The organism is Rheinheimera sp. UJ51 (assembly GCF_020819615.1).
GTDB classification, from domain to species: domain Bacteria; phylum Pseudomonadota; class Gammaproteobacteria; order Enterobacterales; family Alteromonadaceae; genus Alishewanella; species Alishewanella maricola.
On record NZ_JAJHOG010000002.1, the window covers coordinates 106,017 to 128,139 of the forward strand.

Annotated in this window: 16 protein-coding genes; 9 read left to right on the forward strand and 7 right to left on the reverse strand. The window is 48.1% G+C overall.

Features of this window, described 5'->3' with window-relative positions:
* The first annotated feature begins 65 nt into the window (after positions 1 to 65).
* From LMJ53_RS02585 to LMJ53_RS02600, 4 genes are all read left to right on the forward strand, one after another.
* The gene (locus LMJ53_RS02585) at positions 66 to 2,360 is read left to right on the forward strand and encodes an efflux RND transporter permease subunit (RefSeq protein WP_229584666.1); all 2,295 of its coding nucleotides are present in this window, start codon (positions 66 to 68) and stop codon (positions 2,358 to 2,360) included.
* Positions 2,350 to 3,153 (forward strand): outer membrane lipoprotein-sorting protein, encoded by an 804-nt coding sequence (locus LMJ53_RS02590; protein WP_229584667.1) that lies wholly within the window; start codon positions 2,350 to 2,352, stop codon positions 3,151 to 3,153. The genes LMJ53_RS02585 and LMJ53_RS02590 overlap by 11 nt, the downstream gene beginning before the upstream one ends.
* A gap of 16 nt (positions 3,154 to 3,169) precedes the next feature.
* Positions 3,170 to 4,852 carry a FimV family protein gene (locus LMJ53_RS02595; protein ID WP_229584668.1) on the forward strand — a complete coding sequence of 561 codons (1,683 nt, stop codon included), beginning with the start codon at positions 3,170 to 3,172 and terminating at the stop codon, positions 4,850 to 4,852.
* Between the two features lie 163 nt (positions 4,853 to 5,015).
* On the forward strand, positions 5,016 to 8,234 hold the full coding sequence (locus LMJ53_RS02600; protein ID WP_229584669.1) for a DEAD/DEAH box helicase: 3,219 nt from the start codon (positions 5,016 to 5,018) through the stop codon (positions 8,232 to 8,234).
* Between the two features lie 3 nt (positions 8,235 to 8,237).
* Here LMJ53_RS02600 and LMJ53_RS02605 read toward each other — a convergent pair whose 3' ends face one another.
* Entirely contained in the window at positions 8,238 to 8,606 is a 369-nt protein-coding gene (locus LMJ53_RS02605) for a c-type cytochrome (RefSeq protein WP_229584670.1), read from the reverse strand.
* A gap of 466 nt (positions 8,607 to 9,072) precedes the next feature.
* On the reverse strand, positions 9,073 to 9,885 hold the full coding sequence (locus tag LMJ53_RS02610) for a PEP-CTERM sorting domain-containing protein (RefSeq protein WP_229584671.1): 813 nt from the start codon (positions 9,883 to 9,885) through the stop codon (positions 9,073 to 9,075).
* Positions 9,886 to 10,524: 639 nt separating this feature from the next.
* On the opposite strand from LMJ53_RS02610, the gene LMJ53_RS02615 reads away from it, so the two are divergent.
* Together LMJ53_RS02615 and LMJ53_RS02620 are read left to right on the forward strand one after the other, a co-directional pair.
* Positions 10,525 to 11,115: a hypothetical protein gene (locus tag LMJ53_RS02615; RefSeq protein ID WP_229584672.1), complete on the forward strand. Its 591-nt coding sequence runs from the start codon at positions 10,525 to 10,527 to the stop codon at positions 11,113 to 11,115.
* A gap of 359 nt (positions 11,116 to 11,474) precedes the next feature.
* Positions 11,475 to 12,170 carry a hypothetical protein gene (locus LMJ53_RS02620; RefSeq protein WP_229584673.1) on the forward strand — a complete coding sequence of 232 codons (696 nt, stop codon included), beginning with the start codon at positions 11,475 to 11,477 and terminating at the stop codon, positions 12,168 to 12,170.
* Between the two features lie 67 nt (positions 12,171 to 12,237).
* Here the strand turns inward: LMJ53_RS02620 and LMJ53_RS02625 are convergent, their stop codons facing one another.
* On the reverse strand, positions 12,238 to 14,901 hold the full coding sequence (locus tag LMJ53_RS02625; protein WP_229584674.1) for a M14 family zinc carboxypeptidase: 2,664 nt from the start codon (positions 14,899 to 14,901) through the stop codon (positions 12,238 to 12,240).
* A gap of 236 nt (positions 14,902 to 15,137) precedes the next feature.
* Here LMJ53_RS02625 and LMJ53_RS02630 point away from each other — a divergent pair, with 236 nt between their 5' ends.
* The gene (locus LMJ53_RS02630; RefSeq protein ID WP_229584675.1) at positions 15,138 to 15,689 is read left to right on the forward strand and encodes a histidine phosphatase family protein; all 552 of its coding nucleotides are present in this window, start codon (positions 15,138 to 15,140) and stop codon (positions 15,687 to 15,689) included.
* Between the two features lie 14 nt (positions 15,690 to 15,703).
* On the opposite strand, the gene glpD is transcribed toward LMJ53_RS02630, so the two are convergent.
* From glpD to LMJ53_RS02650, 4 genes are all read right to left on the reverse strand, one after another.
* Positions 15,704 to 17,194, reverse strand: a complete 1,491-nt coding sequence (glpD, locus tag LMJ53_RS02635; protein WP_229584910.1) for a glycerol-3-phosphate dehydrogenase — start codon at positions 17,192 to 17,194, stop codon at positions 15,704 to 15,706.
* A gap of 75 nt (positions 17,195 to 17,269) precedes the next feature.
* Positions 17,270 to 18,808 (reverse strand): glycerol kinase GlpK, encoded by a 1,539-nt coding sequence (gene glpK, locus LMJ53_RS02640; protein WP_229584676.1) that lies wholly within the window; start codon positions 18,806 to 18,808, stop codon positions 17,270 to 17,272.
* A 288-nt stretch (positions 18,809 to 19,096) separates the two neighbouring features.
* The gene (locus LMJ53_RS02645) at positions 19,097 to 19,678 is read right to left on the reverse strand and encodes a hypothetical protein (protein ID WP_229584677.1); all 582 of its coding nucleotides are present in this window, start codon (positions 19,676 to 19,678) and stop codon (positions 19,097 to 19,099) included.
* The gene (locus LMJ53_RS02650; RefSeq protein WP_229584678.1) at positions 19,662 to 20,165 is read right to left on the reverse strand and encodes an RNA polymerase sigma factor; all 504 of its coding nucleotides are present in this window, start codon (positions 20,163 to 20,165) and stop codon (positions 19,662 to 19,664) included. The genes LMJ53_RS02645 and LMJ53_RS02650 overlap by 17 nt, the downstream gene beginning before the upstream one ends.
* Positions 20,166 to 20,369: 204 nt before the next feature.
* On the opposite strand from LMJ53_RS02650, the gene LMJ53_RS02655 reads away from it, so the two are divergent.
* A complete protein-coding gene (locus tag LMJ53_RS02655) occupies positions 20,370 to 21,821 on the forward strand; it encodes an amidohydrolase family protein (protein WP_229584679.1) in 1,452 nt (483 codons plus the stop codon).
* Between the two features lie 11 nt (positions 21,822 to 21,832).
* Positions 21,833 to 22,111, forward strand: coding sequence for a superinfection immunity protein (locus LMJ53_RS02660; RefSeq protein WP_229584680.1), 279 nt, complete (start codon positions 21,833 to 21,835; stop codon positions 22,109 to 22,111).
* The last annotated feature ends 12 nt before the right edge of the window (positions 22,112 to 22,123 follow it).

Below are 22,123 nucleotides of genomic sequence, written 5' to 3' on the forward strand. Positions count from 1 at the left end.
GGCCGATAATTAGGGTGTACACTGAAGTACAACTTTTAAAATAAAAAAGCCCCGGAGCTCGCTGCATGACCCCATCCCGTCCTTTTGTTTTACGCCATCCTTGGTCGGTGTTATCTGCGCTGTTGTTGATTATTGCTCTGTTTAGTGCCGGTTTAAATCAACTGTATTTTCGTGGCGATTACCGCATTTTCTTTGGGCCGGATAATCCGCAGCTGCAAGCCTTTGAACAAATGCAGCAAGAGTTTAATAAAAGTGACAATGTGCTGATTGGTATTGCACCAAAAGATCGCAATGTGTTTCAAGCCGATGTGCTGCAATTAGTGCAAGACTTTACCAATGCCGCTTGGCAAACACCTTACTCTATTCGTATTGATTCAATTAGTAATTTTCAACATACCGAAGCTGAAGATGATGATTTACGGGTGCAGGATCTGGTGAGTGCCGAACGCACCTTGGATGATGCCGAGTTAGCTCGTATTCGTGACATTGCCTTAAACGAGCCGATTATTCGTGATCGATTAATTGCCGCTGATGGCGCAGTGACGGCAATCAATATTACGGTGCAATTACCCGAACCTACTGGGCAAGCGCAGGTAGATGAAATTTGGTCGGCGGTGATGGCGCTGACGGACCAATTTGCTGCACAGTATCCCGACGTCGAGTTTTACCACACCGGCATTATTGCCATGAACTATGCCTTTGCCTCAGAAGCTGAAGCCGATGTGAAGCGCTTAGTACCCATGATGTTGTTGGTGATCGCGTTAATGCTGGCTTGGCTTTTCCGCTCGTTTTATGCCTCGTTAGTGACCATCATCATCTTGATTGTTTCGGTAGTCAGTACCTTAGGTATAGCCGGTTGGCTCGGTATTTTTATGAGTACCGCCACGGTGAACGTGCCGACCATTTTAATGACTTTAGCGGTGGCTGATTCGGTGCATTTACTGGCCGGAATGCAATTTGCGATGAGCGAAGGGAAAAGTAAGCAGCAAGCCATTAAGTACAGTTTAGAGCGTAATTGGTTACCGGTAGTGATAACCAGTGTCACGACCGCTATTGGTTTTTTAACCCTGAATTTCTCGGAAGTGCCGATCTTACGTGATCTGGGTAATTTAACCGCCATTGGTGTGGTATTGGCGTGTATTTTCAGCCTGACCTTACTACCATTATTAATGAATGCCTTACCGTTTCATGAGCCGGACCATGTTGAAAGCGGCCTGAATGCCATGGATAAACTGGCGCTGTTCGTGATCCGCTGGCAGCGGCCGATCATGTTTGGCTTTATTGCCATTACTATCGTGTGTTCAGGTTTATTAACCTTAAATAAAGTGAATGATGAGCCCAATGAGTATTTCTCTACCAGTACTTCATTTCGTCAATCGAATGACTTTTTAGAAGAGAACCTCAGTGGCTTTACTTTGATGGATTTTGAAGTGAAGGGCGACGGGGAAGGCGCGGTTTATCAACCAGAAATGCTGTTGGCCGTGGCACAGTTTAGTGACTGGTTAGTTGAGCAACCGGAAGTGATGCACGTAAACACTTTCACCGATATTCTGAAAAAGCTCAATCGGAATATGCATCAGGATGATCCGGCCTATTACCGTTTACCCCATTCCACCGAAGAAGCGGCGCAATATATCTTATTGTATGAAATGTCCTTACCTTTTGGTCTTGATTTAAATAACCAGTTAAACATTGATAAAAGTGCCACGCGGTTAAGTGCCACCTTATACAATTTAGGCAGCAAAGAATTAATTGCTTTAGAAGAGCGTGCCTTAGCGTATTTTGCCGAGCAATGGCCGGAATACCAGCTATCGGCTGCCAGTGCAGCCCTAATGTTCGCTCATATTGGCGAGCGCAATATGGCGTCTATGCTGAAAACCTTACCGGCAGCGTTGGTGTTAATTTCGTTATTATTGCTGTTTACGTTGCGTTCTTGGCGGCTAGGTTTAATAAGTTTATTAACAAACTTAGTGCCGGCAATAATTGGTTTTGGTTTGTGGGGTTTATTAGTTGGCGAAGTGAACTTGGCGTTGTCAGTGGTCGCCGGTATGAGCCTCGGTATTATTGTTGATGATACGGTGCACTTCTTAACCAAGTATCGCTATGCCCGCAAAGAGGGCCAAGATAACGAACAAGCCGTGCGCTTTGCTTTTCACAGTGTTGGCCGCGCGCTCTGGATCACCACCTTGGTACTGGTCAGTGGTTTTGCGGTGTTGATGTTGTCGAGCTTCCGTTTGAATTTCGATATGGGCTTGCTGACATCTAGCATTATTTTGGTGGCACTGATCATCGATTTATTATTTTTACCCGCCGTCTTGTTACAAGTTGGCAAATTTGGGAGAGCTAAGCATGCTAAATAATCTAACATCTCGCAGCCTGTTGTTCGCTGCGATGCTGTGTGCACCTTGGGCGCCGGTGGCGGCGCAAGATGAGGCGCAAGCCAAAGGCTTACAAATTGCAAAAGAACAAAAAATGCGTGATCGCGGCTGGGGTGACAGTGAAAGCGAATTGCAAATGACCTTACGTAACGCTCAAGGCCGTGAAAGTGTCAGGCGGATGCGGGCTTTAGCCCTTGAAGTGCAAGGTGATGGTGATAAGTCGCTGACCATTTTTGATGAGCCCATGGATGTGCGCGGTTCCGCTTTTTTAACCCATGCTCACCCCACGGCTGAAGATGAACAGTGGTTATATTTACCCAGCGTTAAACGCACGCGGCGTATTGCCAGTCGCAATAAATCTGGCCCTTTTATGGCCAGTGAGTTTGCTTATGAAGATATGACCAGTTTTGAATTAGAGAAATTCAATTTCCGTTATCTGCGTGACGAAGCCTGTGCAGAGCAATTACAGTGCTTTGTGGTAGAGCAAACGCCAACAGACAGTTTTTCGGGTTATAGCAAAATTTTGGTTTGGGTCGATACCGAGCATTATCGGGTGCAGCGCGCAGAATATTATGATCGTAAAGATAGCCTATTAAAAACCTTAACCACCTACGATTATCAGCTGTATTTAGATAAGTTTTGGCGGCCACATCGCTTAGTAATGGAGAACCAACAAACCGGTAAAAGCACCGAGTTGCTGTTAGAAAGTACGCGTTTTCAAACCGGCCGTACTGCTGCCGATTTTGATGTGAGTGCTTTGGAGCGGGCGCGTTAAGCGCGCGTCATTAACTATGAAACATACCATCGCTAACCTTTGCTGCGCTGTGACCTTACTTACGGGTAGCTTACCGCTACACGCAGCGACACCAGATTCCATAACGGCTGAGAGCACACTATGGCGTTTGGCGCTTGCGGCTAGGCCGGATGAGCAAGTTAGCATGGCGCAAGTGATGTATGCTTTATGGCAGCAAAACCCAAAAGCGTTTCGCGATAACAATGTCAATTATCTTTTAAAAGGTGCGGAATTAACCGTGCCTGACAAAGCACAAATGTTAGCCACTGACGTGACCTTTGCCGCGCAGTGGTATCAACAACAATTAGCCCGTCAAGCGTTGCCAGGCAAAGCGATAGCTGAACCCAAACGCGCTGTCACTGCGGCTAACCCTGAGGTTATGGCAAGTAATAGCCGTGCTGCTGTTAGCCCAGTAAGCCCCGCTGTGGCCACATTACCATCTGTTACAGCGGTGAGCAGCGCAGCGCCTGCTCGAGCTACCTTACCGGCAAATAACAGCAGTGCTACGGCTAATACTTCTGCTCGAACTGCAGCAATAGCCCCTGCGCCCAAGCCACAGGGCAGTTGGCGTTGGCAACATGAGCTGGACTTTACGCAGCGCATGTTTAGCCAAAGCGGCTTGCAGCCCAGTAGCAAACAGCACAGCATGCTGAGTTATCGTGGCCAATGGTCTTATGAAGACGCCAGTCGGCAGCACAGTGTTAATTTAGAGCCTTACTTACGTTGGCATCAGCGCGACAGTGAAAGCCATCTTATTGATTTTCAACAAGCCTATTGGCGATATGTGCAAGAGGGGTGGGAAGTAAAAGTAGGTTTAGACACCATTTTTTGGGGCGTTAGTGAGTCACAGCATTTAGTTGACGTAATTAACCAAACGGATGTGACCGCCGGCGTTGAGCTAGAGGCTAAGTTAGGGCAACCGATGCTTGCCCTGCGTCGCAGTGCTGGCGCGGGTACCTTAGATATCTACGTTTTACCTTACTTTCGTGAGCGGCAATTTCCCGGTTTAGCGGGCCGTTTAGCTACGCCGTTAGCGGTAAATCATGATTTAGCCTGGTATGAGTCGTCCAAAGCTCAAAATAACCTCGACGTTGCCTTACGATACGCCCATCGTTTTTCGGGTTTAGATGTCGGTTTAAGCTTTTTTAGCGGCACCAGCCGCGAACCCTTATTGCAACCCACTATCAGCGGTGAGTTACAGCCATTGTATTATCAAATGGAGCAGTATGGGCTTGATCTGCAATGGGTGCAGGGCGATTGGTTATGGAAAATGGAATCGATTTATCGGCGCTTGGGAGTGGATGAATATGCCGCCGCCACTGCGGGTTTTGAGTTTACCCAATATGGTGTGCTGCAACAGGTGTGGGATCTCGGCTGGATTGTCGAATATCAGTATGACAGTCGCGGCCAAACAGCCAGTATGCCGGGGCAAAATGATCTGTTCATCGGCTGGCGCTTGGCACTGAATGATGTGGCCGGTTCGAGTTTCTTGGTCGGCGTTTTACAAGATTTAGATGAACGTCAAAGCCGCAGTATAAAACTGGAAGGTTCACGGCGTTTAACCGATAGCCTGCGCTTAAGCATTAATGCCTGGTTATTTCAAAGTGAGCAAATCAACGATCCACTGTATTGGTTGCAACGCGATGACTATTTATCACTGCAATTGAGCTATTACTTCTAAAACAGACCTCAACCAAGCCTGCCCAATGACAGAACAATGAAAAAGTACCTATTTCTGTCGGCAGTGCTTTGGTCTGCTCGGCGTTTGCGGTAGCATAGAGCTTTTGTTTGCGCCCATCTTTTGGGCGTGTTGCCTAAGTGCAATGTAAAGTGAGCCGAGCAATTTGACTGATCACACCAAAGGTGAAGACACCAATTTATTCCCGCTAAGCGATGCGAACCTGACGCAATGGTTTGACACTGCCACTATGCACCGCGCGAAAGCCTATTTGCAGGCCGGTAAGGTGTTGAAGCTCGAATACAATGATGATTTAAGTGAGATCAGTGCCCAAGTATGGGGAGCGGGCTTTGCGCCTTATCGGCAACATTTGTCTTTAGAACAGCATCATGGTCGTTGGCAATTAGAAGCCCGTTGTAGCTGCCCTGTTGGTTTTCGCTGCAAGCATGTGTTGGCGGTGTTATTGCGCTTAAAGCGTGATTATGCGCAGCAACAATTACGGGTTAAGCAATTACCCATGCTGCAGGTCGATAATTGGTTTGCCGAGGTGGAACAACAGCAAGCACCCAACAAAGAAATGGTTGAAGATACCATGCTGTATCTGCTGAGCTACGGTCACAGTGGCTTACAATTGTATCCGCGGCGGGTGAAAATTTTGAAAAAGGGTGGCTATAGTAAAGGTCAGCCTTTAGGGAAATACGATCTGGTGGCACCGCAACCGCCAAGCTGGCTCAGTGCCGAAGACTATCGTTTGCTTACGGTGTTTCGCTCGCATAACCCACAAGATCAGCATGTGTTAGAAGGCCGCTGGGGCTATGAGTTACTGCAGGCCTTTTTCGCCACCGGCCGCTGTTTTTTTGGTGAGGCTCGGCATGAATTAACCTGGCAAGAGCCAAAGGATTTGTCGCTGTATTGGCAAGAGCACGAAAATGGCCAGCGACTGCACTGGCAAATTGCCGATGATGAAGCCAACCATCTTATTTTTACTGAACCGCTGTGTTACTTAAATACCGATCATTATTCGCTAGGCGAAGTTAACACGCCTTTAACTGCGCGCGAGCTTAAACTCTTAGCCAAAATGCCGGTGATCCCACTAAAACAATTATCATCGCGGTTGGGGCAATTACAGCAGTTATTTAAAGAAGTGAGCTTGCCTGTACCTAAGGGTATTGCCGTGCAGCAAGTGACAGTAGCCCCCACTCCGGTGCTAGCGTTACAAATGCGTGTGCAACAAGCAAATGCAGCGGCACGACCCACCGCCTTATTGTATTTTGATTATGCCGGCCAGCGGCTACCACTCGATTTAAAACAAGCGCAAACCGAAATCAGCCTGCCAGATCAAACCTTGTTTATTAAACGCCAACGTGAAAACGAAGTGGCAGCACTAGAGCAATTGTTAGCACTGGGATTAGTTAGTTGCGAGCTTGCCCCGCCTGCTGAACGTTTAGCCGCTTTTGATGTTGGCGATGGCCCAGATAACCCAGAGTTATGGCAGCCGTTATTGGCGGAGCTTGATACCTTGCAACAGCAAGGCTGGCAGGTAGAGCAAGCCGCCGATTTTAATTTGCAGATCCTCGATGCCACGCCGTATTTGCAAGTACAAGATGGTAAGCAAAGTGGCTTTGAATTAGGTATCCAAGTGGATGTGAACGGCCAGCAAGTGCCGTTATTACCGTTAATCAGCCAATGGCTGCGGCAATATGGTTTACCAGTGAGCGGCCAAACCATTTGGCTTAGTTTGCCACAGGGCAAATTAGCCTTGCCGATGCAATTAATTCAGCCGCTGATTGATACCATCGTTGAATTACTCAATTTACAAAAGTCGCCGTTAACCTTGGAGTTACCCGATTATAAGGCCGCCATCTTACCCCCGCCTGGTGCAGCTGAGATTCAATATTTAAATGCTAACCGTTTAACTCGGTTAAGTGAGCAACTGCATAATTTCCAAGGTATAGAAGAAGTGGCCTTGCCCAGCGGCTTAAATGCCGTGTTGCGCTCTTATCAGCAGCAGGGCTTTAACTGGCTGGTGTTTTTACGCTGCTTTGGTTTAGGTGGCGTGTTAGCCGATGATATGGGCCTGGGTAAAACCTTACAAGCGCTCAGCTTTATGTTGTATGAAAAACAACAAGGGCGTTTAAAAAAGCCGGCATTAATTGTTTGCCCCACGTCGTTATTAGGCAATTGGCAAAACGAAGCTGCGCGCTTTACACCTGACTTATCTTTGCTGCAGCTTTACGGCGCTAAACGTCGGCCGTTGTTCGAGCAAATGGATGACTTTGACGTTATTGTAACTAGCTACCCATTGTTAGTGCGCGATCTACATTTATATCGCCAGCGCGAATTTAGTTTAGTGATACTGGATGAGGCGCAGCATATTAAAAATGCGGGCAGTCAGGCGGCGCAAAGTGTGCGGGCGTTAAAACGTGAATTTAGTTTAGCGTTATCGGGTACGCCGTTAGAGAACCATTTAGGCGAGTTAAAGTCGTTATTTGATTTTGTGTTACCGGGCTTACTGGGTACCGAAGCGCATTTTAATCAGGTGTATCGTAAGCCGATAGAAAAGCATGCGGATACCGAACGTGCTCAGGTGTTAAAACAAAAAATCGCGCCTTTTATGCTGCGGCGCAGTAAAAGCCAGGTCGCCACCGAGTTACCTGAGAAAAACGAGATATTACAACTACTCGAATTAGAAGCGGACCAACGCAATCTGTACGAAAGCATCCGCTTGATTATGGAAACCAAAGTGCGCGAACTGTTTTTGCGCAAAGGCGTGGCGGCCAGTCAAATTGAGTTTTTAGATGCCTTATTAAAACTACGCCAAGCTTGTTGTGATGCGCGCTTAGTACCCATTGAACAAGCGCAACTAGTAAAGCACAACGCCAAGCTCAGCTGGTTAAGAGAAAACCTGCCTGAAATGATTGAAGAAGGGCGGCGCGTATTACTGTTTAGTCAATTTGCCAGCATGCTGCATTTAATAGAACAAGAACTGCAATACATGGGCATTAGCTACAGTAAATTAACGGGGCAAACCAAACAACGACAACAACAAATTGATGCCTTCCAAAATGGTGAAACGGAAGTCTTTTTGATTAGCTTAAAAGCCGGTGGCACAGGGCTGAATTTAACTGCCGCCGATACCGTTATTCATTACGATCCTTGGTGGAACCCCGCTGCTGAAAACCAAGCGACCGATCGGGCGCATCGCATTGGTCAAGACAAAGTGGTGTTTGTATACAAGCTGATTGCCCGCAATACCGTTGAAGAAAAAGTACAAAAATTACAGCAGTATAAGCAGGGCTTATCGGATCAGTTACTGGGTGGTGGCAAAGGCCAAGTATGGCAAGGCCAAGCCGAAGACTTGCTGGCGCTGTTTACGGCCGACTAACGATTAGGGAGCGGGGCTTTCTATTGCGGGCGGTAATAAGGCATAAAACTGGCTTAATAGCGCAATGTCATCATCGGTTAAACCTCGAGCTTGTGGGCTCATAATCGCATGTTTACGATCGCCATCACGAAAAGCGGTAAGCGCCGAATGGAGCTCGCTGGCGGGGCGCCCTGCAAGATGTGGGTAAATCGCATTACGAGAGATACCTCGCGGCCCATGACAGGCTGCACAGGTGCGTGCCCGTGCACTACCCGCGGCTAACGTTTGCTGCTCTGCTTCGGTATAACTTGGGCTAGGTGCTGATGGTTGAGTGACACTTTTATCGCATGCTGCTAATGTCATGGCGGCGAAAATGAACATGGCTTTACGCATACACTTCTCCTTATTACTCATTTAGCTTGCCACAACTTTTTGTCTACGCCTATTTTTTCTGTGGCTGGCAACGTCATGCGCTGACAACGTAACGAAGTGGCAGTGTGTTCGCTGTTGAGTGCTGTTGTTGCGGCTTTTGGGCTAAAAGCCGAAAAGCGAGCGCGGAAAGCCGCGCAAAGTGTTTGGGAACAGAGACTTAGCGGTTGTCATGAATAATGCTGTGATTTCTTAGTAATATTTTATCCCCCTTTGCAGCGAGCCACCTAAGCATCGTTGGCCAAGGTTTTAAGAAAACGGGGGTTTGAGTGCGGCGACGAAGCATAGCGCGAGTGATGTTTTCGCCTTGGGCAGCGCATCAGCAGTCGGGCTTTCGAGCGAAATTGGGGTATTTTCTTTGGATACTTTCTTTTGGCGATGCGAAAGAAAGTATCTCGCCAACGGTGAAAACGTTAACTAGTGTGTGGGATCAGCGACTAAGCTTTCGACGACGCGATACCAACAAACCAGCAAAGGCCAGCAACATCATTGATAAGGTCGAGGGTGCTGGCACAGGGGCGGCCGGGTCTTGTGGATTAGAGGGTAAAATTTCAAAAGAAGAGGCTAGCCCCTCAGTCGAACTCCAATCTGAGTAGTTTGACTCACCTACTGAACCAAACCCATTGCACGTTAAGCGGGCATCGCCTGGCACGGCGCAACGTACATCAACTCTGTCGACTGCTAATCCAAAGCCACCATTAGGGCCAGCACCAGGAACACCACTCATCATAAGATCTACGCGAAACAAATACTCTTGCCTTACTAAGGGGTTGTACCACGTGTTTTGCGGGGTGGCAGGACCATAGAACGGGTCAAACATAAATTCTTGTTGGATGAACATGTAGCCATTGCTGTATAAAAGCGCTGTTGCGCCAGCCCCGGGCTGCATTAGCGTTGAAGATGAATATTGGATAGTCCACTGAGGAAAGTTAAATCCTGGTGCAATACCGTGCGGCATAATAACTTGTAACAAATAGTTACTGATAGTGCTTTCACCAGTGGCTGAGCGATTAATATCAATTGAGCCAGTCACCGAACCATTTAAGCCAGTATTACCAAATGCATTGCCTGAGCCATCTGAGTTGTGCGTGAAACCATTCGATACAGCCGTTCGATTAAAAAAGGATTCCGTATCAAAATTAAAACGAATAATGTCAGCCTTTACTGTAGATACAAAAAAAAGCATGGAGAATAACAAAAAAATTAAATTCAACAACGAGCCAAGCTTAGTTTTACTGTTCATAAAGCACCCTTTTTATTGGTTATTATTTTTTATGCAACCCAAAATAAGCAATAACTGCGCCATAAAATAATTAATTTAAATAACAGGTAATTATGTAGTATTAACTTTTATTCACTCTCGCTAGTGTAAAAATTTCTGACGATAGTATAAGCAAATATTCTTAACGGCTAATATTTAACCATAAAAGAAACTTGTGATTGTGTTGTTGGCATCAAATATTGCACCATGGTTAATAACTTTTGCCGACGACAGTGTTCAGTGTTAGGGGCAGAAACTATGCGGCCTTTTTTCATCCTGAGAAAGACGTTTACAGCCAAAGTTTACTTTGCTTTTAACTCGCTCTTTTCCAACTCTAGATATTAACTACCCCCTTTGCAGCGAGCCATCTGAGCATCGTTGGCCAAGGTTTTAAGAAAACGGGGGTTTGAGTGCGGCGACGAAGCATAGCGCGAGAGATGTTTTCGCCTTGGGCAGCGCATGAGCAGTCGGACTTTCGAGCAGAAGTGGGGTCTTGCATTTTTTGGAGACTTTTTTTGGCGAAACAAAAGAAAGTATCTCGCCAACGGTGAAAACGTTAAGCTCTGAGAGCTCGGGAGGGCTCGGTATCTGACCCCGAAGGGCTAAATTAAGGTGAACATTATGCGTAAAATAGTGTTAGTTATATTCATGTTAGGGCTATTAGTGGCCTGCGATAAAATGCAAACCCTTTCTGAAGCGGCGCAAGTAGAGCGCACTATCCGCCAAGAAGTGAAGCGCGATGTTAAGGGTTTATCTGCACTGACTAAGGCTGCAGCAGATACTGAGTATGATGGCTTCGCCTGGCGGCGGGGCGAGACCATTCAAATTCGCCAGCGGCAAAACGGTGAGTTAACGCTGCTAAAGGACGTGCAAGCTCCTGAGATTATTGCGACTGCTGTACAACACAATATTCCTAGTTTTAGTGTGGTACGTTATCAACAAGGTTGGTTAGTGGTGTTTCGTACCTACGTCAGTAGCCATTGTCAGGTCGTTTATGCGTATGCTTATCACGGTAAGTTAGATGATACGCCGCAATGTAATGATGCAGTATTTGCTGAGCAGGCGAATGGGAAGTGTCAAAGCCCGATAAATGATGAGTGGCAAGTCTTTAAAGAATGGTTTTTTGCCGAGTCACTGGTTGCTGAAGGTAATCCGGTATGTGCTGATAAAGTAGCACAAGGCTGGCAAACGCCAGTGCAAATCAATCATTAAAATGATATTTGCAACAAGGTTTCGGTGGCTTGGCTAGGGCTGCCCTTTAGCGTGAGCCGAGCTCTCTAGCGGAATTGGCGCGCATTTTCTTTAGATGCTTGTTTGTGCTGCAAAAGCAAGTATCTCACCGCAGGTGAAAGCGTTGCTGCCGTTAGATCTAACGGTGTAAAAATGTGACGCTGGGTGCTGGCACAGCGAGTGAATTAACGCCGTTTTGATAAAGTTTTCGACTATTTTCTAGTGAAAACGACTAACTTAAGTTTGATGTCTATTTTTAAGATACTGTTATTAATAGGTTTATTAAGTTGGCTGTGTTTTTGCAATGCTCAACCTATCTTAATTATTTGCGAGTACTATTTATGAAACTGAGCACCTTAACCCTTGCTGTTAGCTTAACCTTCGCTGCCTGTTATGTTGGCGGTGTTATGCCTTTTTCTGCGGTGGCGGCAGAGACTGCCCCGCAAAGTATCGAAGATATTTCTAAAGTGAATGGCAGTATTAAACTTGCCGCTGGCAGCATAGCGGGCGAGGTGAGCACCGTGAATGGCAGCATCAATTTAGCGGAAGATAGCCAGGTACAATCGGCGTCTACGGTAAATGGTAGCATTACTTTGGCAGAGCGAGCGCAGGTTACCGGAGAGGCCTCAACAGTAAATGGCAGTATTAAACTGGCCTCAGGTAGCAAGGTGATGGGCGAACTGAGTACGGTGAATGGCGACATGGTGATCAACAGCAGTACCGTAGCGGGCGATGTTAGTACGGTGAATGGCACCTTGAAAATTGAAGGCAGCCAAATCGCCGGAAATCTAACGACGTTAAACGGTAATGTTAGTTTGCTGGCAGGCTCAGTAGTTCAGGGCGATCTGGTGTATGCCGAGCGCACTGCCCGCAAAAGTTGGTTTAGCTGGTTTGGTAAGGATAAGCACAAACCGGCAACCTTAACCATCAGTGCCGATTCAAACGTGCAGGGTCAGATCATCTTAAAACAAGAGGTGATCTTGAAATTAGAAAATGCCGCATTGGCAGCACGCGTGGTAAAGCAATACACCGAGTAGCGGGCCAAAAAAAGCGGCAGGTTTTCCAGCCTGCCGCTTTTTAGCGAACCATGAAACGCTGAAACCATTATCGCAGTGGCGTGGCGTGCGCCGCACCGCGGAATACCGCGTTGATATACAACAGGTGCATGCCGTCGACATAGGCGCGGAAATTAGGCTCTTGTGTAAACGCAATAACCTGGCCACGACCTTGCGCTTGCACCATTAACAACGGTTTATGAGCAATTTGCTGGCGATTTTCTTCCCAAACAAAACCCCCGGCAACAAGCTTTTCTGGTGATGCGAAAGTCAGTACATTACGACCATGTGCCAGCGTCAGTGGCTGATAGATAAAGTTACCCACAAAGATGCTGTTCACATTCGCGGGTACACCGGCGGTTAGCCAATGATCTTGGTCTACTTCCGCTCGTGCTAAAAAGCCAGACACGCTATCAGGCTGCGCTTGAAAAGCTTCTAAGCGTTGCTGATACAACTCGCGGCTTTCTAGCAGCATACCTGCAACTTGCGCTTCAGCTTCGGGTTTCTTTTGTTCACTCACTTTAAATTCACGTTTGCTATTCAGTAACGGTTTTTCACCTTGGATCAACCAATCGGTTGCATTACCCAACGCCACTAATACACCACCGCGACTAACAAAGTCGTGGATTTTTTGCTGAGCTTGCGCCCCCAAAGCTTGATTATAATTGCCTTGGCTTGCTGGCATAATCAGTACATCGTAATGGCGCAGTTCAGCACGTAACAGTTGTGCCGGGCGAATAGCCGTTACCGGGTAATCAATGCCTTGCTCTAAGATAAAGCGCGCGCTACCGGCGCTTAGTGGGTTCGCGGGTTCATCCCATAACAGGGCTACTCTGGCATTAGGGATGTTTTGCACGTTGCCTGAACCAAAATTTGGCCCATCTTTAATCCAGCTACTATTAATACCGGTAACATGAGCACCGCTGCTTTGTGCAAGTTGTTGAATTTTAGTGGCTAACTGCGGGTTATCGGCATGGCTTAAAATTAAACTGCCGGCGGGATACCGCACACCATTGCTGTGCGTAAATGGCAAGTCACTGCTTTTAACCGTTAAACCTTGCTGCAGCGCATGGCTTAACAAACGCGCCGCGGCCATATCGCCCCAAGGCACAATATAGCCATAGCGGGCATCGGCAGCCGTGACTTTACCAGCGAGTTTGGTGTCTGGCCCAACGGTTATGCTGGCCACATCAACCGCGCGGTTACAACGGTTAACCTCTAGGTTATACATCAGCGGTAATGACCATGCGGTCACGTCATAGATTTCATCAGGTAGGTTTTTCGAGCGACGGTCTTGCTGGCGAGCAATAAAGGCTTCGGCCATTTTGACATCGTCATCTAGCAGATTGCGAATTAACTGATAAGTTGGCTGCGCGGTGTTCACCACGTAAGCGCCTTGCTGATAACTGTTACCACAAGCCCGAAAATCGGCCGTGGCTTGGTTAACGGTAATGCCGTGTTGGGTGAGCACGCCCATTAATTTTTGGTGGCCAGCAACATCACGGGTGGCAGGGAAAATATAGCTGCGGATGCCATCTTTCTCACCCTGAGTGAGTGACGTTTGTCGATAGCTGTAGAAGCGCTGCAACAAGTCTTTGGCGCGCTTACTGGCGGTTTCAAGCGTAGACATATAAGCGATAAAGTTACGTTGTACGCCATCGGCATACGTTAAAATGCTGCCATCGGTACGGCGATAGTTATGTCCGCGGGCCGAGCCCATTTCGTAGGTTGTGGCGATGCCGCCATAGTACAGTGGCCAACTGGCACCGTAGCCTGGATACATGGCATCAAAAATTTCCCGAGTAAAATAATCATAGCCAAGCTGATCAAACCATTTGGCGTTGTTTTGCCCTAACCAATCTAAGCTTTCACGTTGTGCACCGGTGACCAGTGGGTTGTAAGGTTCTGCTTCTGGGCTGAAGTAAAAACTTTGATCGCCGCCCATTTCATGCGAATCGACAAAGATCAGCGGAAACATCTGCTGTAACACTCGTACCTGATTTTTGATTTCAGGTTGGGTCAGCGAGATCCAATCGCGGTTCATATCAAACAGATAATGATTGGTGCGGCCATTTGGCCAAGGTTCGTTTTGCTCTGCTGAGAAACGATCGGCGGAGTGCGCAATACCGACTGTGGCGTAATAACGGCTAACAAATCGGTTGCGGCCATCCGGGTTTTGCATAGGCTCGATATACACCAGGGTATTGGCCAAGATGGCTTTGGTTTGAGCGCTTTGGTCCGCGAGTAAATGATAAGCTAGGCCCATCAGCGCTTCCGGTGGGCTAATTTCGTTACCATGGACGCCGCCGGCAAGCCACACACTGGCGGGTAAGCTATTAATTAGCGCATCTGCAGAGGCTTTGTTTAAGTTACGTGGATCGGCCAAGCGGCGCATATCGCTTTCTAAACGGTCTAACTTGGCAAGGTTATCAGCACTACCAATCACCGCATAAAATAACGGCCGACCTTGCCAACTTTCGCCATACTTCACTAATTTGATGCGCTCTGGGTAACTGCTGGCCAGGGTTTCAAAATAACTTAAAATCTCAGCTGGCGCTGAAATGCGTTCGCCCAGCGCATGCCCTAAGCGTTGCTCAATTGAGACAACATCGTTGTGATATTGACTATCGGGAAAAAATGGCACTGTTGCTGGCGAAGCCGCCATGGCTAATGTCGGAAACGCAAGGCAACTTGCGAGATATAAGGCGCGCATAAATTAGCATCCTAAAAACGAAAAAAACTACTGTAGAAGCTCGTAAGGGTAAAGGCAAGCCGCACAGGCTAGAGTTTCGCTCAAGTTGCTATAGGCCTCGGTAAATGGCGAAATAGATTCAGATTAATCGTTTTAGCGGTTTATCACGTAGCCTATATCACGTGTTGTGAACAAGGGTTTTGCATCGTGCGTCATGGCTGGCAACTAAGATGTGTCGCCCCGAAAAGGATACTCTAATGAAACTTGTCAAATGGCTGATATTGCTGTTGTTTAGTGCTAACCTGTTGGCAGATACCGAGGCCGCTTGGCAGGCTTGGCAAAAGGGTGAGGCACTGTTAGTGATGCGCCATGCCCTTGCGCCAGGTATTGGCGATCCAGCTAATTTTCAGCTGGCAGATTGCAGTACGCAGCGTAACCTCAATAGCCAAGGTCAGCAGCAGGCGGTGGTTTGGGGGCAACGTTTGCGGCAACGTACTACTGCCCCGATTAGCATTTATAGCAGTCAGTGGTGTCGTTGTTTAGACACCGCATCCTATATGGCGGTAGGCGAGGTTAAGCCATTACCGATACTCAATTCTTTTTTCGCTGGTCGCGGCAGTCGTCAACAGCAAACCACAGCGTTAATTTCGTATTTTGCCAGCAGCACCGTCATGCAACCGACCGTTTTAGTCACCCATCAAGTCAATTTCACCGAACTCACCGGTATTTTTCCGCAATCAGCCGAAGCCGCGATAATCGCCCTGCCGCTGAGTCAGCCGGCTAAGGTGTTAGCGCGTGTTGCCCCTTAGCGTACCTTGACTCGCTAGGTTGCTGTGGGATGGGGGTGATGTTGTAAGTAATCGGTTAAGGCTTGCACTTGCTCTGGTGTGGCCTGTAAACCCAGTTTGGTGCGACGCCATAAAATATCCTCTGCACAGCGCGCCCATTCGACGCTACGCAGGTAATCCACTTCTGCTTGCCATAGATCAGCAAAGAAATGCTGGCCTAGATCGGTTTCGGTTTGTGCTTCTGCCAGTATGTGAAAACTTAAGGTGCCATAGGTGCGAACCAAGCGTTGGCAAAAGCTTGGCGCAAGCCAAGGGTAATGTTGCAGCAAATGCTGTTTAAGTGCGGCTTGCTCGGTAAAGTCACCACCTGGCAAGGCACTGGCGGCAGTCCAGCGAGGGCCTTGTTGCGGGAAAAAAGGCGCCAGTTGATCGACTACGGATTCAGCCAAGGTGCGATAGGTGGTGATTTTACCGCCAAAAACTGAAATTAAGGGTAGGCGATCATCCACGGTATCCAGTGCTAACTTATAGTCACGGGTGACGCTTTGCGCCGAACTGGATTCATCTTCAAGCAATGGCCGCACACCAGAAAAACTATGCACAATATCCGTTTCGGTAATTTTTTGTTTAAAATAGTGATTAATCACCGCCAATAAATAGGCTGTTTCTGCTGCGCTGATGCTAGCAGCAGTAGGATCACCCTGGTATTCAACATCGGTAGTGCCAATCAGTGTGAAGTGATCTTCATAAGGAATAGCAAAGACAATACGCTGATCTTCATTTTGCAAAATATAAGCTTGTGGCTGCAAGTGTAAGCGTGGCACCACAATATGACTGCCTTTGACCAAACGAATAGCTTGCGGGCTAGGCTGCGCGAAAGCTTCGCTAAACAGCTGGCTAACCCAAGGTCCGGTGGCATTTACCACGGCTTTGCTGTGCACGGTAAACACATCACCGCTATCTTGATGGCGTAAAGTTAAACACCAATAATCGTCCAGTCTTTGTGCTTGAATGCAGCGCGTATGGGTATAAATACTGGCGCCTCGTGAGCGTGCAGCACAGGCATTTAAGATCACTAAGCGGGCATCGTCCACCCAGCCATCGGCATATTCAAAGCCCACTTTGATGGTTGATTCGAGCGGGCTGGTGGCATCGAAATGCACTTTGCGCGATGCCGGTAATTTACGACGAGTGGTGAGATGGTCGTACAGAAACAGCCCCAACCAAATCATCCAAACCGGGCGTAAATGGGCCTGGTAGGGTAAGCAAAAGGTCAGTGGCCACATGATATGCGGCGCATTTTTGAGTAAAATTTCTCGTTCGGCTAAGGCTTTTCTGACCAAGCTAAACTCAAAATGCTCTAAATAACGTAAGCCGCCATGGATCAACTTACTGCTTTTAGACGAGGTTGCAGAGGCTAAATCGGCTTGTTCGCACAGCAAAACCTTTAAGCCGCGCCCCGCGGCGTCGTGCGCAATACCGGTACCATTTACGCCACCGCCAATCACCACCACATCGACTTTCATGACCAAGATAGACTTCCTTCTGTTTGCTAATAGGGTTTTATTGCTAGGCTGAGGTTTTGCTGAATCATCCGCTTTTCACGAGATTAAATCGTTGTTTGATAAACGAACCTGTGCCACCGCATGTTGCCATTTTGCATACAGTTGTTGTCGTTCTTCGGCGCTAATACTTGGCTCAAAGCGGCGTTCGCAATGCCATAAACTGGCCAGTTGTGTCGTAGAGCTAAAAACCCCACAGTGCAGTCCTGCTAAATAAGCGGCACCCAATGCAGTGGTTTCGGTGTTCTCTGGGCGCTCGACAATAGCGCCTAAAATGTCGGCTAAAAAAGCTAATACCCAATTATTTTTAACCATACCACCATCGACGCGCAGCACGTTGGGGCGCAGACCATCTTTCTCCATGGCCTTTTGTAAATCTTTAGTTTGATAACCCACAGATTGTAGGGCGGCGGCGACAATTTTATCGATACCGGTATCGCGGGTTAAGCCCAGAATAGCGCCTCTGGCGTTGGCATCCCAATACGGAGCGCCTAAACCGGTGAAAGAGGGCACTAAGAACACGCCATGGTCATGGGGTACATGTTGCACCATGGCTTCACTCTCGCCCGCGTTGCGTAATAATTTTAAGCCCTCCACAATCCACTGCATGGTGGCTCCGGCCATAAAAATGCTGCCTTCGATAGCATAAGTCACTTTGCCCTCTAGCCGATAAGCGATGGTAGTCAGCAGCTTATTAGCCGATTTTAGCGGCTTTTCGCCGGTGTTAAGCATTAAAAAGCAGCCTGTGCCATAGGTGCTTTTGGCCATGCCAGGTTCAAAACAGGCTTGACCAATCAGTGCTGCTTGCTGATCCCCCGCCATACCGCCAATCACAATAGGCTGACCAAATAATGCTGCGTCAGTTTCGCCAAAGGCGGCAGCACTATCCATGACTTCGGGGAGCATACTGGCTGGGATGCCAAAGATCTCAAGTAACTCTGGGTCCCACTGCTGGTTGTGAATATTAAATAGCAGGGTGCGGGAAGCATTGGTGGCATCGGTGCGATGCACTTGGCCGGCGGTGAGATGCCAGAGTAAAAAACTGTCTACCGTGCCAAAAGCGAGCTCGCCGCGTTCGGCTTGTTGTTGGGCGCCGGGCACGTTATCTAAGATCCAGCGGATTTTGCTAGCAGAAAAGTAAGGGTCAAGCAGTAAACCGGTTTTATTGCTGATGCTGTCAGCTAATCGTGGGGTCAATAGTTGCTGACAATAGTCACTGGTGCGTCGATCTTGCCACACGATGGCCGGGTAAAGGGGTTTGCCCGTGCTTTTGTGCCAAACCAACGTGGTTTCTCGTTGATTAGTAATGCCCAGGGCTTTTACCTGGGCTGCCGTGATCTGTTGCTTAGCAAGTACTTGTTGACAACAACGCAGCACCGACGCCCACAGATCTTCGGGGTTATGTTCTACCCAGCCATTGTTTGGAAAATGTTGTTCGAACGTCTCACTGACACTGGCCTGCGGTTGGCCTTGTAAGTTGAACAGGACGGCTCTAGAGCTCGTCGTACCTTGGTCGATTGCAAGTAAATACGCTGCCATGGGGGGCCCGCCATCTAAGCCTGTGCTTCGCAAACGCATTGGCTCACCATTTACAAAAGGTAGAGATCACCAGCGCGTAGGCAGTCAGTAATAATGCGTTAAGTTACTTTAATATAAGCACAAATTGGCTAAAACCGTTAGCATAACCTGATATTAAACTTAGCACGGCCGAAAAACAGTCAATAAAGGTAATCAGCAAAAGGTTCGCTAACAGGGTTAACCGCTCTTGCAGACACGTTGGCGTTGCCCGCTAAGATAAAATAGGCCTTAACACCTTGTCATTTTATCTGGCAGTTATAGCACTAGTTTGCGCCTTAGCGCCGTGCCTTATACTGCGTCATAAAGCTCCTCATACAAGCGCTCTAAATGATGCAATTTTGCTATGGCTTGTTGCCGTTTCCTGCCGAATAGCCACCAACCCCAAGCGCAGCCTGGAAGCACTAAGAAGCTGTATACTTGCAGCAAGATGTTTGGTACTTGCGCTGGCTGCCACCAGGCTAAGCCCCACAGTGTTATCACAAACAACAGCAACGCCAAGCAACTGTATTGGTTGTAACGCAAATAGCGCACGGTGGTTCGGCATTTTTCTAAACGAAAGAGCAGCAAGCCTTGGCTACTCCAGTCAGAATAATTGAGCAAAGGGCGGTGCAGGCTCACGCTGGTCAGTACGATGCTGATGGCCCCAGCAAACAAAAAGAGCGCTAGAAACATATCTAATAGGGCTCGCTCCCCGAACAATTGGCTGCAGCCCAATATTAGCAGTAGCCCCGCAGCAGCGAGTTCGGCCCAGTATTGCCAACGTTGATAATTTTGCTGGCGTTTGGCTGCGCGTAAATCCGTGGCCAGTGGCTGCGTGGGTTGTTGCTGCCACGCTTTGCTGAGCTGCTTAAAATCAAAGGGCGGTTGCATGTTGCAAGATCTCCTGTAAAGCCGTTTTGGCGCGATTCATTCTTACTCGCACGGCACCGTAACTGATGCCTAGAATATCGGCGATCTCTTTTTCATCAATATCTTCCATCGCCAAGGTAAGTACTTGCCGATGGGATAGTGCCAATTGCCGCACGGCTTGTAACAACACATTGTTTTGTTGCTGTGAGGAAAATGCCACTGAGGGGCAATCGCTTTGTAATTCGTTTAGATGCTGCTCTTCTAACGGTTGCCAGGCCATGCGGGTCGCGCCGGCGATATGGTCGACCACTACGTTATGCACAATTCGAAACAAATAGGCGCGTTTGTTCTCTATTTGGCTTAATTTCTCTGCGGATCGGTGCAAAGCCAGATAGGCTTCTTGTGCCAAATCTTGGCGTAAAGACGGATCGGCTTCATAGCTCATTAACGTGCGGCTAATCGCGGCTTGATACTGCAGCCAAAGTTGCAGCGCGAGATCAACAGTCATAATGCTTTACTAAAACCATAGCGACTTATCCTTAAGTGATTCGGCTGCATCGCCTGATCGCGCGTGAGCCATTTTTTAGTTCTAGTCTGCCGCAACGTGCTAACTGTTACAAAAATAAAAATAATTTTTTTTGTAACAGTTTTTTCAACTCGCACGACTTATTAGATAACCGACAAAAGATTCACGCAACAAAAGGAGCGCGTAATGAGAAAGGGTGTTATCAAGCCGTTATTTTTTTCGGCACTACTGAGCCAAAGTGTGCTGGCTGATACGTTGCTTTACCACAATGCAACGGTCATCGAGCCGGCCACACAGCAACAAACCCGTGATGCTTGGTTGTTAGTTAAAGCCGGGCGTATTGTGCAAAGCGGTCAAGGAGCGTTACCTGCAGCGACCACGCAGATCGATTTACAGCAGCAGTATGTGTTGCCGGGGCTGGTGGATGCTCATTTGCATATGACCGCAGGGCCGCATCGGGTAGAAATGCGCAACGGCCAACCGGTGTTAGCGGTGACGGGCACGCCAGAGCTTACGCAGTACCATGCTTTAACCACCTTAGCGGCGGGTGTGACCACCATTTTTAATCCAGCTGGTGAAGCGGCCGCCAATGCGCATTATGTTGCCAAGCAGCAACAGGGGGCTTGGCTAGGGCCTAGAATGCTATACGCCGGTGAAGTGTTTGAGCCAACCCCCATTATTGGCGGTTCAGTTTATCCAAGTACTGAAGCCAGTTGGCAAGCCGAGATCGCACGGCAGCAAGCACTCGGTGTTAACGTTATAAAGTTATATCAGGGCTTAACGCAAGCCGAGTTGGCACAAGGTATTAAGTTAGCAAAAGCGGCGGGCTTAAAAACCATCGCGCATTTAGATGGCGTGAGCTGGCAATATGCGGCCGATTTGGGTATTGATGCCTTAACGCATGCTTTACCGACCAGTGCCGAGTTGTTAGCGGAACCGGCGCGTACCGAGTATTTAGCGCTGCGCAAGAACCCCTACGACACCCGCTATGTTTATCAGTGGTTTGAGTATGTCGATTTTGACAGCCCAGCCTTACAAAGGTTGTTTCGTACTTTGGCTGAGAAACAGATTCGGGTGGATCTGACGGCGACCTTCAATGAATTGCTCTATCACTTTGCTGATTCAAACCAAATATATCCAGAGCATGCGCTAAGCGTATTGCATCCTGATGTGCGGCAAAGCTGGCGCGCCAATATGGGCATGTTGGTATACAACTGGACCGAGCAAGATTTCGCGGCTGCACAGCAGCAACTACCCAAAGTACTGGAGTTGATCCGCCGCCTGTATGAAGCCGGTGTACCTTTATTACTGGGTACTGATGCGGTTAGTAGTGGCCCATTTTTATTGCGTGAAATGCAATTACATCTACAAGCAGGCCTAACCTCTTGGCAGGTACTGCAATTAACCACCAGTGATGCAGCACGCCACTTGGGTTTGGGCCAAGAGATTGGCCAGTTGAGTGCAGGCTATGCGGCAGACTTTATCGTGTTAGCAGATAACCCCTTGCAGGATTTAAGCGCATTACAACGTATTCAGAGCGTGGTGCAAGGCGGCAAATTGCACACTGTGGCCTCGTTACAAGACGCGGCTAACCAATTTTTACCTACCGCCGACATCGCGGCGACTTCCACAAAATAAGGAGTTATACCATGGATACCATTAATGCCTTCATCGCTGAACTACAACAAATGAACACCCTTGGGTTAGTCGGTTTTGGTGTGTTGTTTCTGGCCGTCTGGTTTTTACCCAGCGTGTTAGCCGCAATTTTTAATCGGCAGCATCTGGGTAAAATCGCGCTGTTAAACATTCCGGCAGGCATGTCTTGGATAGCGTGGTTTGCTCTGCTCGCTTGGGCGGTAACGGGCAAACTGAGTCATAAGCTCGCTGCAAAAGCAAAGTTAGCCCCTGTCGACAAAGTAGAGTCATAACGGCTTTGGCAG